The sequence below is a fragment of the Desmospora profundinema genome (genome assembly GCF_031454155.1).
Taxonomy (GTDB): Bacteria; Bacillota; Bacilli; order Thermoactinomycetales; family DSM-45169; genus Desmospora; species Desmospora profundinema.
This window is the reverse complement of record NZ_JAVDQG010000004.1, coordinates 429,590-443,828: the sequence shown is the minus strand read 5'-3', so window position 1 is coordinate 443,828 and position 14,239 is coordinate 429,590. Positions and strand designations below refer to the sequence as shown.

General features: G+C 52.0%; 7 protein-coding genes and 1 pseudogene. 2 read left to right on the top strand and 6 right to left on the bottom strand.

From position 1 onward, the window contains the following. Nucleotides 1-51: 51 nt before the first annotated feature. The 5 genes from JOE21_RS11130 to JOE21_RS11110 form a co-directional block, all read right to left on the bottom strand. Nucleotides 52-363 (bottom strand): hypothetical protein, encoded by a 312-nt coding sequence (locus JOE21_RS11130; RefSeq protein WP_309865971.1) that lies wholly within the window; start codon nt 361-363, stop codon nt 52-54. A 202-nt stretch (nt 364-565) separates the two neighbouring features. Continuing rightward, a complete protein-coding gene (nirD, locus tag JOE21_RS11125; protein ID WP_309865969.1) occupies nt 566-892 on the bottom strand; it encodes a nitrite reductase small subunit NirD in 327 nt (108 codons plus the stop codon). Between the two features lie 25 nt (nt 893-917). Continuing rightward, a complete protein-coding gene (nirB, locus tag JOE21_RS11120; RefSeq protein ID WP_309865967.1) occupies nt 918-3,332 on the bottom strand; it encodes a nitrite reductase large subunit NirB in 2,415 nt (804 codons plus the stop codon). Between the two features lie 102 nt (nt 3,333-3,434). Beyond that, nucleotides 3,435-7,049, bottom strand: coding sequence for an assimilatory nitrate reductase catalytic subunit NasC (gene nasC, locus JOE21_RS11115; RefSeq protein WP_309865965.1), 3,615 nt, complete (start codon nt 7,047-7,049; stop codon nt 3,435-3,437). Continuing rightward, nucleotides 7,042-8,268 (bottom strand): nitrate/nitrite transporter, encoded by a 1,227-nt coding sequence (locus JOE21_RS11110; protein WP_309865963.1) that lies wholly within the window; start codon nt 8,266-8,268, stop codon nt 7,042-7,044. The genes nasC and JOE21_RS11110 overlap by 8 nt, the downstream gene beginning before the upstream one ends. Before the next feature lie 869 nt (nt 8,269-9,137). On the opposite strand from JOE21_RS11110, the pseudogene JOE21_RS11105 reads away from it, so the two are divergent. Together JOE21_RS11105 and JOE21_RS11100 are read left to right on the top strand one after the other, a co-directional pair. Then, a pseudogene (locus tag JOE21_RS11105) lies at nt 9,138-11,426 on the top strand (collagenase); the annotation flags it as partial. Nucleotides 11,427-11,820: 394 nt separating this feature from the next. Next, entirely contained in the window at nt 11,821-12,351 is a 531-nt protein-coding gene (locus JOE21_RS11100) for a DinB family protein (protein WP_309865959.1), read from the top strand. Between the two features lie 1,399 nt (nt 12,352-13,750). Here JOE21_RS11100 and JOE21_RS11095 read toward each other — a convergent pair. Further along, nucleotides 13,751-13,999 carry a hypothetical protein gene (locus tag JOE21_RS11095; protein WP_309865957.1) on the bottom strand — a complete coding sequence of 83 codons (249 nt, stop codon included), beginning with the start codon at nt 13,997-13,999 and terminating at the stop codon, nt 13,751-13,753. Nucleotides 14,000-14,239: the final 240 nt, after the last annotated feature.

Below are 14,239 nucleotides of genomic sequence, written 5' to 3'. Positions count from 1 at the left end.
TGAAGATGAAAAAAAGGCGGGTTTCCCCACCTTTTCTCGGGTGATCGTGCGTCATTTTTCGTCTTTTGCATCAGCATCGACATGGCTTTCTTCAATCAATCCCGTTCCTTCTTCTAACCGTCCGCTGCCCAGTCCTTCGTTTACCATCCGGTCCACATCCATCGTAAAACGATGGCGGCCTTCCGCGTCTACATCTTTCTGTTGGGCTTCCTGGCGGTTTTGTTCCGCCATCTCTTGCTTGTGGATCACTTCTTCATGATCCACCTTTCCGGAAATCGAGCCGGTAATGCCCGCTCCCAACCCTTCGTCCATCATTCGTTCCACTTGTTCACGGGTGCTTTCTTCCCGTTTCTCTCTGTTCACTGTTGACCCTCCTTCATGCAGATACAGCCAAATCAAAGTTGGTTCTATGGTTAGATTTCCACTGCGGAATTCGTATTAAACAGCGTTTTCTCTAGTGCACCACAAAGACACGAGCCGGATTGTAACCGACTCGTGTCTTTGATTCCAGAGAGCAAGAATGGACCAGTATAGCGATAGATACATTCCATGGTGGTTCAGGATGTCAAACCCCCACTGTTTCCTCCGTCAGGCAGACCCGTACTTCATTGCCTTCCACTTCAATCGGATAGGTGCGAACACAACCCGTGTCAGGCTCCTGTACCTTGCCGTCGCACAGATTCACCTTGTATTCATGAAGAGGGCAGAAAACGAACGTTCCACTGACCACTCCTTCAGCAAGCGGCCCTCCCTTATGGGGACAGCGGTTTTCCACCGCCCGAAAGTCACCGTTTGAGAGACGGAAAACCGCCAGCTCCACCTCCCCCACATGAACCGTCTTCCCTCCCTTTGGCAGAAAATCTTCGATTCTGCCGATGGACACTTTTTTCATCTTCTGTTCCTCCTCTCATCCATTCTCACACACGTGTTTCTTCATACAGAGTCTGCCGGGTTTTCTGATCCTTCGAGTCGGCTTTCCAAGGATCCTGATAGTTGTCCAGAGCCTTTTCCACCCGTTTCAAAAGCTGCTTGCGGTTTTCACAATCGTCGACAACGGCTTTTTTCACCGCTTCCAGACCGATCCGCTCCAGCCACCCGGAAGTGCGCTCCCAGTATTCCGCCGTCTCTCTGTAGAACTGAAGGTAAGCCCCGGTGATCTCCAACACTTCCTCCTGCGTCTTCACTTTGCAGAGGAAGTCGCCTCCACGCAGGTTGACCCCCCCGTTGCCCCCGACATAGATCTCCCAACCGCCGTCGACGCCGACCACGCCCAAATCTTTAATCCCGGATTCCGCACAGTTGCGGGGGCAGGCGGAGACAGCCATCTTCACCTTATGAGGAGTATCCAACCCTTCAAACTTCTTCTCCATCTGGATTCCCATGCCGATGGAATCCTGGGTGCCAAAACGGCAAAAGTCGGCCCCGACACAAGTCTTGACGGTCCGGAGACCCTTGGCGTATGCATGACCCGACGGCATCCCGATATCTTTCCAGATATTCGGCAAATCCTCTTTCTTTACGCCGAGAAGGTCGATCCGCTGGCCACCGGTTACTTTCACCATCCGTACGTTGTATTTCTCCGCCGCATCGGCAATCCGGCGCAGTTCCGCAGGGGACGTCACCCCGCCGTACATCCGGGGCACCACGGAGAACGTTCCGTCATTCTGGATATTGGCGTGCCGCTGTTCGTTAACTACCCGGGATGTCCGGTCGTCCTCGGCCTCCCCTGGCCGCACCATGTTCAAATAATAGTTAATCGCCGGACGGCATTTGGGACACCCCTCGGGATCTTTCCAACCGAGGACATTCATCGTTTCCCGAACCATGGTGAGGCCTTTTTCGCGAATGGCATCCACCACTTCGTCCCGAGTGAGATCGGTGCAGGAGCAAACCGGAGTCTTCGCTGAAGCAGCAGGGTCAAACGCTTCTCCGAGCTCTTCTTCCAGGATGGAAGCCACCAAGGGTTTGCATCCGCCGCAGGAAGCGCCCGCTTTGGTGCAGCTTTTCACCCCTTCCACATCGGTTAAGTCCCGTTCCCGGATGGCAGACAATATCTCTCCCTTGGAGATGCCGTTACAGTCACACACCTGATCGTCATCGGCCATCTCCCGAACCGCCGATCCCCCGCCGCCAGTCGCAGTTCCCATCAAGGAGGCGTGGATCTCATCGGTCATCTCCCGTCCTTCCCGAATACAGCCCAGCAGGAAGGCCGAATCCGACGTATCGCCGAACAGGACACCCCCAGTAATCCGGTTGCCGCGAAGGAGCACTTTTTTATAGATGCCTTTCCACTCGTCCTGACTGCGGATGGCACGGGTCTCGGGTCCGTCGTTAAACTCCCCTGCGGAGAAGACGTCCACCCCCGATACTTTCAATTTGGTGGCGGTCACCGAACCTTCGTACGGTTCCGTCTCCAGTCTGCAGAGCCGCTTGGCCAGCACCGCCCCTTGTTCCCGGTGGGGGGCGACCAGCCCGTACACCGTCCCCCGGTGTTCGGCACACTCCCCGACAGCGTGGATGCCGGGTACACCGGTGGCCATCCAGTCGTCTACCACGACGCCCCGGTTGATCTCGATTCCGCTCTCCTTGGCCAGCTGCACGTTGGGCTTAATACCGACGGCCATCACCACCAGATCGGCGTCGATGGAGGATCCATCCTTAAAGTGAAGCCCCGTCACCCGTTTGCCGCCGAGAATCCGCTCCGTCTGTTTTTCCATCAGGAACTGCATCCCCTGCTCTTCCAGCTCCATCCGCAGCATCCGGGCCGCTTCACGGTCCAGCTGCCGCTCCATCAAGGTGTCAAAGATGTGGATCACTTGAACTTCCATCCCTAAGTTCAGCAACCCCCGCGCCGCTTCCAGTCCCAAGAGACCGCCCCCGATGACGGCCGCCTTCTTGTATTGTTTGGCCGTTTCCATCATCGTTTCGCAATCCTTGATGTCCCGAAAAGCGATCACCCCTTCTTTGTCCGCTCCCGGAAGCGGCAGCATAAAGGGATCGGACCCGGTGGCCAGCACCAGCTCGTCATAAGGGGCGGAAATCCCCCCTTCCGCATACACCCGTTTCTCCTTGGTATCGATCCGGGTAACCGCACGTCCGGTGTGGAGCTGAATTTCATTTTCCCGGTACCACTCCCAGCTGTTGAGGACGATGTCCTCCAGTCCGGTATCCCCGGCAAGCACCGAGGAGAGGAGGATCCGGTTGTAGTTAGGATGGGGTTCTTTCCCGAAAATCGTGATGTCGTAAGCATCCCGGTCCAGTTTGAGCACATGTTCCACGACGTTGACGCCAGCCATCCCATTGCCGACCAATACCAACTTCCGTTTCGACATCGAACTCGCTCCTTTCAATTTTTACGCTTTACTTTCAACCGGCAGCTTGGTGCTGACGGTACAGATCTTGGAAGAAAACATCCGGATCGGATTCCGGCAGCGTCAACCCGCTGATTGATTGCTCAACTCCGCCTCCAGGATGGAAGCCACCAAGGGTTTGCATCCGCCGCAGGAAGCGCCCGCTTTGGTGCAGCTTTTCACCCCTTCCACATCGGTTAAGTCCCGTTCCCGGATGGCAGACAATATCTCTCCCTTGGAGATGCCGTTACAGTCACACACCTGATCGTCATCGGCCATCTCCCGAACCGCCGATCCCCCGCCGCCAGTCGCAGTTCCCATCAAGGAGGCGTGGATCTCATCGGTCATCTCCCGTCCTTCCCGAATACAGCCCAGCAGGAAGGCCGAATCCGACGTATCGCCGAACAGGACACCCCCAGTAATCCGGTTGCCGCGAAACAGTACTTTTTTATAGATGCCTTTCCACTCGTCCTGACTGCGGATGGCACGGGTCTCGGGTCCGTCGTTAAACTCCCCTGCGGAGAAGACGTCCACCCCCGATACTTTCAATTTGGTGGCGGTCACCGAACCTTCATACGGTTCCGTCTCCAGTCCGCAGAGCCGCTTGGCCAGCACCGCCCCTTGTTCCCGGTGGGGGGCGACCAGCCCGTACACCGTCCCCCGGTGTTCGGCACACTCCCCGACAGCGTGGATGCCGGGTACACCGGTGGCCATCCAGTCGTCTACTACGACGCCCCGGTTGATCTCGATTCCGCTCTCCTTGGCCAGCTGCACGTTGGGCTTAATACCGACGGCCATCACCACCAGATCGGCGTCGATGGAGGATCCATCCTTAAAGTGAAGCCCCGTCACCCGTTTGCCGCCGAGAATCCGCTCCGTCTGTTTTTCCATCAGGAACTGCATCCCCTGCTCTTCCAGCTCCATCCGCAGCATCCGGGCCGCTTCACGGTCAAGCTGCCGTTCCATCAAGGTGTCAAAGATGTGGATCACTTGAACTTCCATCCCTAAGTTCAGCAACCCCCGCGCCGCTTCCAGTCCCAAGAGACCGCCCCCGATGACGGCCGCCTTCTTGTATTGTTTGGCCGTTTCCATCATCGTTTCGCAATCCTTGATGTCCCGAAAAGCGATCACCCCTTCTTTGTCCGCTCCCGGAAGCGGCAGCATAAAGGGATCGGACCCGGTGGCCAGCACCAGCTCGTCATAAGGGGTGGAAATCCCCCCTTCCGCATACACCCGTTTCTCCTTGGTATCGATCCGGGTAACCGCACGTCCGGTGTGGAGCTGGATTTCATTTTCCCGGTACCACTCCCAGCTGTTGAGGACGATGTCCTCCAGTCCGGTATCCCCAGCAAGCACCGAGGAGAGGAGGATCCGGTTGTAGTTGGGATGGGGTTCTTTCCCGAAAATCGTGATGTCGTAAGCATCCCGGTCTAGTTTGAGCACATGTTCCACCACGTTGACGCCAGCCATCCCGTTGCCGACCACGACGAGCTTCCGTTTCGGTACAGACCGCACTTTTTTCCGTTTTTGCACTTTTTTCTTCGGTTCCACCGATTCAACTCGAACCGCACAAGCCTTAAAGGAAGGCATCCGGCTATACGGATCCAACTCTGGAAGCGTCAGCCGATTGATCGCTCCTTCCCCACCCCAATGCATGGGGCAGAAGACCACATCTTTACGGATTTTTTCCGTTCGCTTCACTTTCAGCGTAATTTCTCCCCGCCGGGAGATGATACGGGCTTTCTCCCCGTCTTTTAAACCCAGGGAGTCGGCGGTTGCCGGATGGACCGACAAGAAGGGTTCCGGCTCTTTTTCGTTTAATGACCGTGACCGCCGTGTCTGAACTCCCGTCAAGTAATGGGAAATCACTCTTCCCGTGGTAAGGACCAAGGGATAGTCTCGCTCCGTTTTTTCCGGGAGTTCGGGATCCGATACGGCAATCAGGCGAGCCCGGCCATCGGAGTGGAAGAAGCGACCGTCGGTAAACAGGCGCTCCTGTCCCGTCTCCTCTTCAGACGGACAAGGCCAGAACACCCCGTCTTCCTTTTCGATCCGCTCATAGGAGATACCGGAATAATCGGCAAGACCGCCCCGGCTCGCCTGCCTGAGCTCTTCGAATATGTCTTTTGCCGACTCAAAGGCAAAGTGCTCCTCTTTCCCCAACACCCGCGCCATCTCCCCGATGATCTGCCAATCCAGCCGGGCGTTTCCCGGCAGGGGGCGAATCGCTTTCCGCAGGACCACCCGCCCTTCCAGATTGGTCATCGTTCCTTCATCTTCCAGGTAAGCGGATCCCGGCAGCACCAAATCCGCCAGTTCAGCCGTTTCTGAGAGGAAGAGATCGATGCTGACAAGAAAGTCCAATTTTTTTAAGGCCCTTTCTGCCAGATGAGCATTAGGGACGGAGACGACCGGATTGGAAGAGAGAATGACCAGTCCCCGGATCTCTTCTTGATCCATCGCCTCAAACATCTCGTAGGCGGATACCCCTGGGCCGGGAAGTTGGCTTTCCTCCACGCCCCATACAGCCGCAACAGCCCGGCGGTGTTCCGGGTCATCGATTCGTCGGTAGCCGGGGAGCTGGTCGGCCTTTTGCCCGTGTTCCCGCCCTCCCTGTCCGTTCCCCTGACCCGTCACCGCACCGTATCCCGAACCGGGATAGCCGATTTTTCCCGTGAGAAGCACCAGGTTGATGAAATTACGGACATTCATCACTCCGTTGGCGTGCTGTTCCACCCCCCGGGCGGTAAGGACGAATCCTTTGGCTGCTTTTCCGTAGAGGCGGGCGGCTCGCCGAATATCCGATACGGAAACCCCGGTTCGCCTGGCCACTTCCATCAGAGAGACACCGCTTAAGTGTTCCCGAAGTTCTTCATATCCCACCGTGTGCGCCTGGACGAACCCTTCGTCTACAAACCCTTCCTCCAGGATCACTTTCAACATCCCATTTACCAGCGTCGCATCCGTTCCCGGCCGTACTACGAGGTGCATATCCGCCAGCCGGGCCGTTGCCGTCTCCCGGGGATCGATCACAATCAGGGAAGCGCCTCTTTCCTTGGCCTGTCGCAGGTAAGCGATCATCGTCGGCTGACATTCGGCGATATTGGTACCTGCCAGGATGATGCAGTCGGCAAGGGCCAGGTCAGCCAGAGGGTTGGTCAGCCCTCGATCCACACCGAAAGCCTGATTGGCTGCAGCAGCGGCCGAGGACATACAGAAACGCCCGTTGTAATCGATATAGCGGGTACCGAGGGCCACTCGGGCAAATTTCCCGAGAAGGTAGGCTTCTTCGTTGGTGAGGGAACCACCCCCGAACACCCCGACAGCATCCCGCCCCCACCGCTCTTGTGTCTGTTTTACTTTTTCCTGAAACCATTCCATGGCTTCTTCCCAGGATACCGGAGTCAATTCCCCTTCCTTTCGCAGCAGAGGGGTTTTCAGACGGTCCGGATGGTCCAGGGCATGGTCATGGGCTCCCATTCCTTTGATGCACATCCGTCCCTGGACGACCGGGTCCTCCCGGTTTGGTATTGCCTCGATACGGCGGATATGCGGGGTTCGTTCCTCCCGAAGCCACATGGTGCACTGCATGCTGCAGTAAGGGCACTGTGTTTTTTCCGTCGTCTCCACCGTCTCCTTCATCTCACTCTGCCGGAACCGTTCCAGAAACCCACCCGGCTGGCTATTTCGGTTATCCATGACGGACCGCTCCCCGGGGGACTGATTGTCCCACTGCCATCTGGCTCTTCCACTCTCGCCCGATCACCCACATCGTAACAAAGGCAGCGGCTGCGATCCCGGCAATAAGCAGGTATCCCGACGCAAACGTTCCCGTTGTTCCTTTCAGGGCACCGATCAGCGAAGGCAGGAAGAATCCGCCCACTCCCCCGGCTGCTCCCACGATCCCTGTCATGACACCAATCTCTTTCCCGAAGCGTTGGGGCACCAGCTGGAAGACTGCCCCATTTCCCATTCCGAGAGCCGCCATCACCAGGAAGAGCACTACCATCTGAAGGAAAAAGGGCAACAGGAAGGAAATCACCAAAAACAGACTGGAAATAATTAAAAACAGTACTTGCAGCATCCGAACTCCCCCCACTTTATCGGCAACCCAGCCTCCGACAGGGCGGATGAAGCTGCCGGCCAATACACAGAGGGTGACGAAATTACCGGCGGTTACGGCATTCAGACCGTACTGTTCATTAAAGAAAATGGGGAGGAAACTGGCCATCCCGACAAAACCACCGAAGGTAACGCTGTAGAAGAAACAGAAGAGCCAGGCATCCCGTTGTTTCAATACGGCCAAATAGTCGACCCACTTTTTGGCGGGAGGCTGATCAGGCGGTTCTTTGGCAATCAACAGGAATATCAAAAGCACGACCGCCATCGGGATCATCATCAATCCAAATACGACATGCCAGCTGCCGAAAGCCTCGGCAATCCGAGGAGCAAACAAGGTCGCCAACAGGGTTCCGCTGTTGCCCGCCCCGGCAATTCCCATCACCAGCCCTTGTTGTTCAGGTGGATACCATCGACTGGCCAAGGGCAGGGCGACAGCAAAGCTGGCCCCGGCAATCCCCAGTAAAAATCCATAAGCGTACAATTCCGTCAGGGTCCTTCCGGACACCCAGAGTAGAAACAGAGGAAGCATCGTGAGAATCATCCCGATCACGGCCGTTTTCTTTGGCCCGATCCGATCGGTCAGCACTCCAAGGATGATCCGGAAGAAGGAACCGCCCAGAATCGGGATTGCCACCATCAATCCCTTCTGCGCCGGCGTAAGGCCCAGATCCCCGGCCACAAAGACCGATACCGCCCCCAACAGCACCCATATCATGAAACTGATATCAAAGTAGAGAAAGGAAGCAAGTAAGCTCGGCCAGTGACCGCTTTTTCGAAATTCCGAAAACGAAGCCAAATCTCATACCCCCCTGTGTTGTAATAAGTTTTTGAAAGGGTTTTCAATGAGAGAGGGCCACTTCCGATGGATGCTGTAGCACCTTTCGGAAGTGGCCCCGTTGCCACTTGAGACGACCTGTAAGCAGATCGGAGGGATCCGACCCCGAACACCTCATTGTGCCCTTCCCAACAGTCCGCCCTTTTGATTGGATGTTGTTATTATAAATAACATCCCCATTGATGTCAAATAAATTGACATCATTTTTCTGCTCCCCTTTATGTGAGCTTATCTAACGCGAACATCAATCCCAAAATAAAAACACTCCCATCGGCAGTCTAACCACTCCGATTATCAAGACCCTTTTATTTTGATACCACTTTAGGTTTGGGATCACTTAAGAAATCCACACCAAACGTTTTCGTTTTGGCCCAGATTCCATCGTAAAAAGGCTTGATCCTATTTTTCTTGCAACGTGTGATACCAAGCGATGCATACGGGTCCCCGGAATTGAAATGAAATGTCTAAAAATTGAAACGCCATTGGGCTGTCTTTTACACTTGATCTCTCCATTTGTCTATATGTTTAGTCATAGGGGTACAGGATGAAGGGGATGTTCGAAAGCGCTTCTCGGAAGGGTGCGGTGGCATCTCTTTTGCTTTTATTGATGGAAGAGACCGGATGATCCAGGAGGGGGATCAGGAGAGGTTCGGAAAACTGCCAACTTGAGCCGTCATGTCTTTCACTCCGAATTGGTTTCCTATTTTTCAGAAAGTTCGCAAGGAAACGGTCACCGTGCCATCGGATCCGCGCCCGCACCGCCGATAGACATCGCCTACCCCGATCGCTCGCTTGGGACGGGACCGCCAAAACAAGATGAGGTGATCAAGGTGAATCCACGAAAGGACACAAGGATCAAGGTGCTGTCTTCTTTGCTCGCGACCGTTCTGTGTTTGACCCTGTTGGGAGGAGTGGTTTTCGCGGCACCCGTCCATAAGGAGTCTCTCTCTCCTCGTCCCGGTGCTGACCCTGCTGCTCCACCGGGAACAGCGGATCCGTTGCAAGATAGGGTTGCGGAGTATCCGTCTACGAAGCAAGCCAAAGTCACTGACTTCTCGGATAAACCCCCCAACCCCGAAGATCTCCGTAAATCGGAGGAGAATCACTCGACAGAAAAACCATATCCGATGTCTTACCTGAAAACATTGAGTTACGACGAGTTGGTTGATCTTCTTGTCACGATCACCTGGAGCGATATCCCCGATCTGTTCCAATTCAACCGGGATTCGCAGGATTTTTACAGTGATGAAAGACGTGTCCAGGCGCTGATTGACGCGCTCTACCAGAGAGGGTTTCAGTATACGGATCAGGACGACAAGGGGATCCCTACCCTGGTGGAGGTGTTGCGGTCGGGATTTTACCTGGGGTATTACCATGATGAATTACAATACTTAAATGAGCGGAGTTTCCATGATCGTTGCCTCCCCGCCTTAAAGGCGATCGCGCAAAATCCGTATTTTTCATTGGGTACAAAGGAGCAGGATGAAGTCGTTTCCGCCTATGGAAAGCTGATCGGAAACGCGTCCAGTGACGTGGACACGGTCAACGAGGCGACGAGGATCCTCAAACAATTCCGCACGAATCGAGAGGCGTATCTGCCGGAGAGCTCAAAGGGAAACGCCGTCTACAGCCTAATGAGCGGAATCCACTATGACATAGAGTCCTATCTCTCTGATACGGATCAGCCCCCTGAAGAAACCCCCTGGTTCGGTCATATCGATTCGTTCATCGGGGAGCTGGAACAATATGCGCTACTGGGGGATCCAACGAAAGACAATGTCTGGCTGATCAATAACGGTATTTATTATGTGAGTCTGCTTGGAAAGCTTCACAGCCAATCAAGGGAAGGGCTTCGGGTCGTCACGGAAGCGATGAAACGTTACTCTTATTTAAGCCAGCCGTACTTCACCGCTATCATCCAAATTCGGGATGATTACGAGGGAAAAGACTATGACGGACATCCCGTCGATGTGGAAAGGGCTATCCAAGAAGGCAAGGAGTACTATTTACCTAAGGTGTATACGTTTGACGATGGTACGTTTGTCATTCGTGCCGGAGACCGAATCACGACAAAAAAAATCCAACAATTATACTGGGCATCCAAAGAAGTGAAAGCACAGTTTCACCGAATCGTCGGGAGCGATGAAGCGCTGGAGCCTGGAAATGCGGATGAGATCATGAACGTCGTCCTTTACAATTCTCCGGATGAGTATAAAATGAATCGCTTTCTGTATGGATACAGCACCGATAACGGCGGAATCTATATAGAAGAAATCGGGACGTTCTTCACTTTCGAACGGACACCCAAAGATAGTGTCTTCACCCTGGAAGAATTATTTCGCCACGAATTTACTCATTATTTACAAGGACGCTACCTTGTACCGGGACTCTATGGAGAGGGGCCGCTATATGAAGACGAACGGATCACCTGGCTGCAAGAAGGGAACGCGGAATTTTTGGCCGGCTCTACCCGCGTTCATAACGTTGTCCCGAGGAAAACCATCGTGAAGCGTTTGTCTTCCGACCCAGCCCAACGGTATACGGTAGCCCAAACCTTGCGCGCCCGATATGGGAGCTGGGATTTTTACAATTACGCCTTCGCTTTGCAGTCCTATATGTATCATCACGATTTCAACACCATGAAAACATTGAACGACTATGTGAAGAGCAACGACGTTTCCAATTATGATCACTATATCCACCAATTGAGCAACGACTCCAACCTCAACCGTCAATACCAGCAATATATGCAATTTCTTGTGGACAATCAGGATGAGTGGACGGTTCCCCATGTTTCCGACGATTACTTGAAGCAACATCTCTATATAAAAAGCTCAAAAATGTATGCACAAATCGCATCCATCGCAAAACTAAAGAAAATAACCACAACCGAACACCAATCCCAATTTTTTAATACCTTTACCCTAGAGGGCACGTATACCGGCACCACTTCCCAAGGCGAGCTTACGGATTGGGAAAAAATGAACCGCGCTGCCAACCGGATGTTGAAAAGATTGGATTCCTTACCCTGGAGCGGCTATAAGACGCTCACCGTCTATTTTACCCATTATCGAGTCGATTCTAACAACCGCTATCAATTCGATGTCACGTTCCATGGAATCCTTACCGATTCCCCTCGGAAACTCCCCCGTGCCAACTGAAATATGTGTATCCGCTTGAGCTTATATTCAGCCTCTCATTCCAAAGATCCTCGAGGGACCGATATGCAAAATGCCCGGAGTGTCTGACTTCGGGCATTTTGCATTCAGCAGCCGGCTTGCGGGCCGTTTCTTTTTGAGGGAATGTCATCTATCATTAGGCAGGGTACAGTCTTGTACCTACATGTTGAAAGCGGAACCGTGTTGTTCTATAATCAATAATAAATGATAGAATAGTAAAAATAATCTTGATTTGATGGGTTTTATTGTACTATAAAACAGAATCAGATACCTGTTGATTGAAAGAGATTGTTGGAAGAGTACACCGGGAAGAATCACAGAAAGGAGCAGTTATATGAATTTTAATATGGAAGAAGCGATTGAAGTGCTGGAGCGTACACCACAAACATTGGAGTATTTTTTATCTGGTTTATCTGATCCATGGTTGCAATATAATGAAGGCGAAGGAAGCTGGAGTGTCTCTGAAGTGATTGATCACCTCATTGAGGGAGAGAAAAACAATTGGATCCCGAGATTAGAAATGATTCTTCAGGAAGGGGAAAGTAAACCCTTTCCCCCTTTTGATCGTTATTCTCACTTAAATAAAGAGTCAGAAAGGTCGATTGAACAACAGTTACTTGAATTTAAAACGATTAGAATACAAAATACAACCAAACTGAAGGAACTGATTAAACCTGAATTGCACCTTGAATGGACGGGTTCTCACCCCGCATTCGGTGTAGTAAAGGTAAGAGAATTGCTTTCGACGTGGGTTGTTCATGATTTAACACACATTGCTCAAATCGTACGAGTAATGAGCGAGAGATACAGGGCGGACGTTGGGCCTTGGAAAGAGTATTTAGGCATATTGAAAACAACGAAATAATGACTGGAGAATAAAGGTCAGATCCCGTATGCAACATTTTCTAAAGCAGGTTTTGATCTTTTTTTATATTCAGATGAGGGATGTTGTTTTAAGAACACAAGGAATAGTCAGCATGCGTGCCAGCAATTAGCAGCGCGCAACCAACGATGATAAGCAGTATAATATAAAAGACGTCCGTGACGAGTTAAACGTTACTTTGGCGACTAATTTTACCCATTTCCCGTGCCAAGATCGTATTTTCTTGTCGCCGTGTTTTACTGAATGGCTTGAAATCATTTCCCTAATGAGTAGGGAGGCACACTATATCTTTCTTCCCTGGTCCCAATTTTTCACCATCCATTTCTAAATCGTAGTCTCCATGGAGGCAATATATTCTTCTATATAAACGGTGCTATCTACCGTCGTGCTGCAGTTATCCATATCCAAGGTATTCTTTTCCTTCTTTACGGGACGACAAAATCGACATTCGCTACCTCTGGGCCTAATTCTGCCCTTTTATCTCCGCCAAGAAGTCGCTTTGAAGCGGATAATCTGCGATGAGGTGCGCAAATAAAAGCGTTAAGAACGTCATTTCCTCTATCCTTTCGTGGGTTACGTGAGTTAAATTTTGATGCACGGATTTATCTTGCGTCAGCCGTGGAGCCTCCGACGGGGGGGGGGGTTAGGTATTCCGAAGAATTTCGCCGACAAAAAAGAAAACAAAAACGAAAGAAAGAAATCTTTGCTTTGATTGAAGCGTTTAAACTATCGTTAAGCATGACGACAACAGGCGATACATACGATACCTACACGCCACCACACGGTATACAGGCGCAGCCACCACGTAACCATAACGTTATCCTACGTAACGCTGCGCCATACCTACGCTCTCATCCGATCCCCCTGCCGCAGATACCCGCTATGTATTCCGCAGATATTCCCGCCAGTCTTCCGCTATCCTCCCGTTATCTTACGCCTAGGTAAAACCACAGTCGATAACGGATCGAATCCTAACGTAACGGTTAAACGCTGCGCCATACCTACCGCCTACCCCTGCGCTACCCCTTCGGAATTAAAGCGGATCCCCCTCCCGACACCCCGAATTAAAACGGTAACCCCCTCGGTTGTAGACTTCATAACCATTGGCGTCAAGTAACGACTGCTTATCGTTCGGCTGCGCCTTCTTATCGTTCATCGTCAGCATCCTCTCTCCGTAATATCTCCGGGTAATTGTCTACGGCGTCTTTTATTGCGTCATAACCGAAAATATCAACTAGCACACGGATAAACCGTTTTAAAGGCGTTTGTAACTTCACACTGCCGTTAGTTTTTACTTCAAGCGTAAGATACGGTGAATACGGGGTAATCTCTGAACGACAATTCTTCTTTTTCTGTACGAAACACTACAGATGTCTGATCATCAATTTTCCGAATACCCTCTCCACTCCTTCTCCTTTGCTTTTTCGTACATACTTGTAACCTCTGTGATAAAATATTCGTCCAAATTGAGCGCATCCGTGATTATTCGTCTAAGGGTATCTGTAAGCGGCCTGTCGAATCCCTCGATCTTTCGGATATACGAACAGACACACCAACCAGCGACCCTAATCTGTTGCGAGCAACCCTTCATCTTTCTAATGACCGGGAGAATCTCCGCCGTCAGCATCATCGAAAACCTCCTTTTTATTTGGGTAACATATGGCACCTTTTGGGACTAATGAGCAAATAAAAAAAGAACGCCAGTATAGGCACCCTTGGGTTTGAAGGAAAGAGCGATCGGCCAAAACGCGCAAGGGGAATCCCCGCCCCCATCCCATCAACAGAAAATACCCTCTCCATAAAGTAAGACCGCATTTTGATACCAATGCTCATCATCATAAGATCAAAGCAGAAATACTCCCTCTATAAT

Coding starts and splice junctions, on each gene's coding strand:
- nirD (WP_309865969.1), bottom strand. CDS start 892: ATGAAAAAAGTGTCCATCGGCAGAATCGAAGATTTTCTGCCAAAGGGA.
- nirB (WP_309865967.1), bottom strand. CDS start 3,332: ATGTCGAAACGGAAGTTGGTATTGGTCGGCAATGGGATGGCTGGCGTC.
- nasC (WP_309865965.1), bottom strand. CDS start 7,049: ATGGATAACCGAAATAGCCAGCCGGGTGGGTTTCTGGAACGGTTCCGG.
- JOE21_RS11100 (WP_309865959.1), top strand. CDS start 11,821: ATGAATTTTAATATGGAAGAAGCGATTGAAGTGCTGGAGCGTACACCA.
- JOE21_RS11095 (WP_309865957.1), bottom strand. CDS start 13,999: ATGATGCTGACGGCGGAGATTCTCCCGGTCATTAGAAAGATGAAGGGT.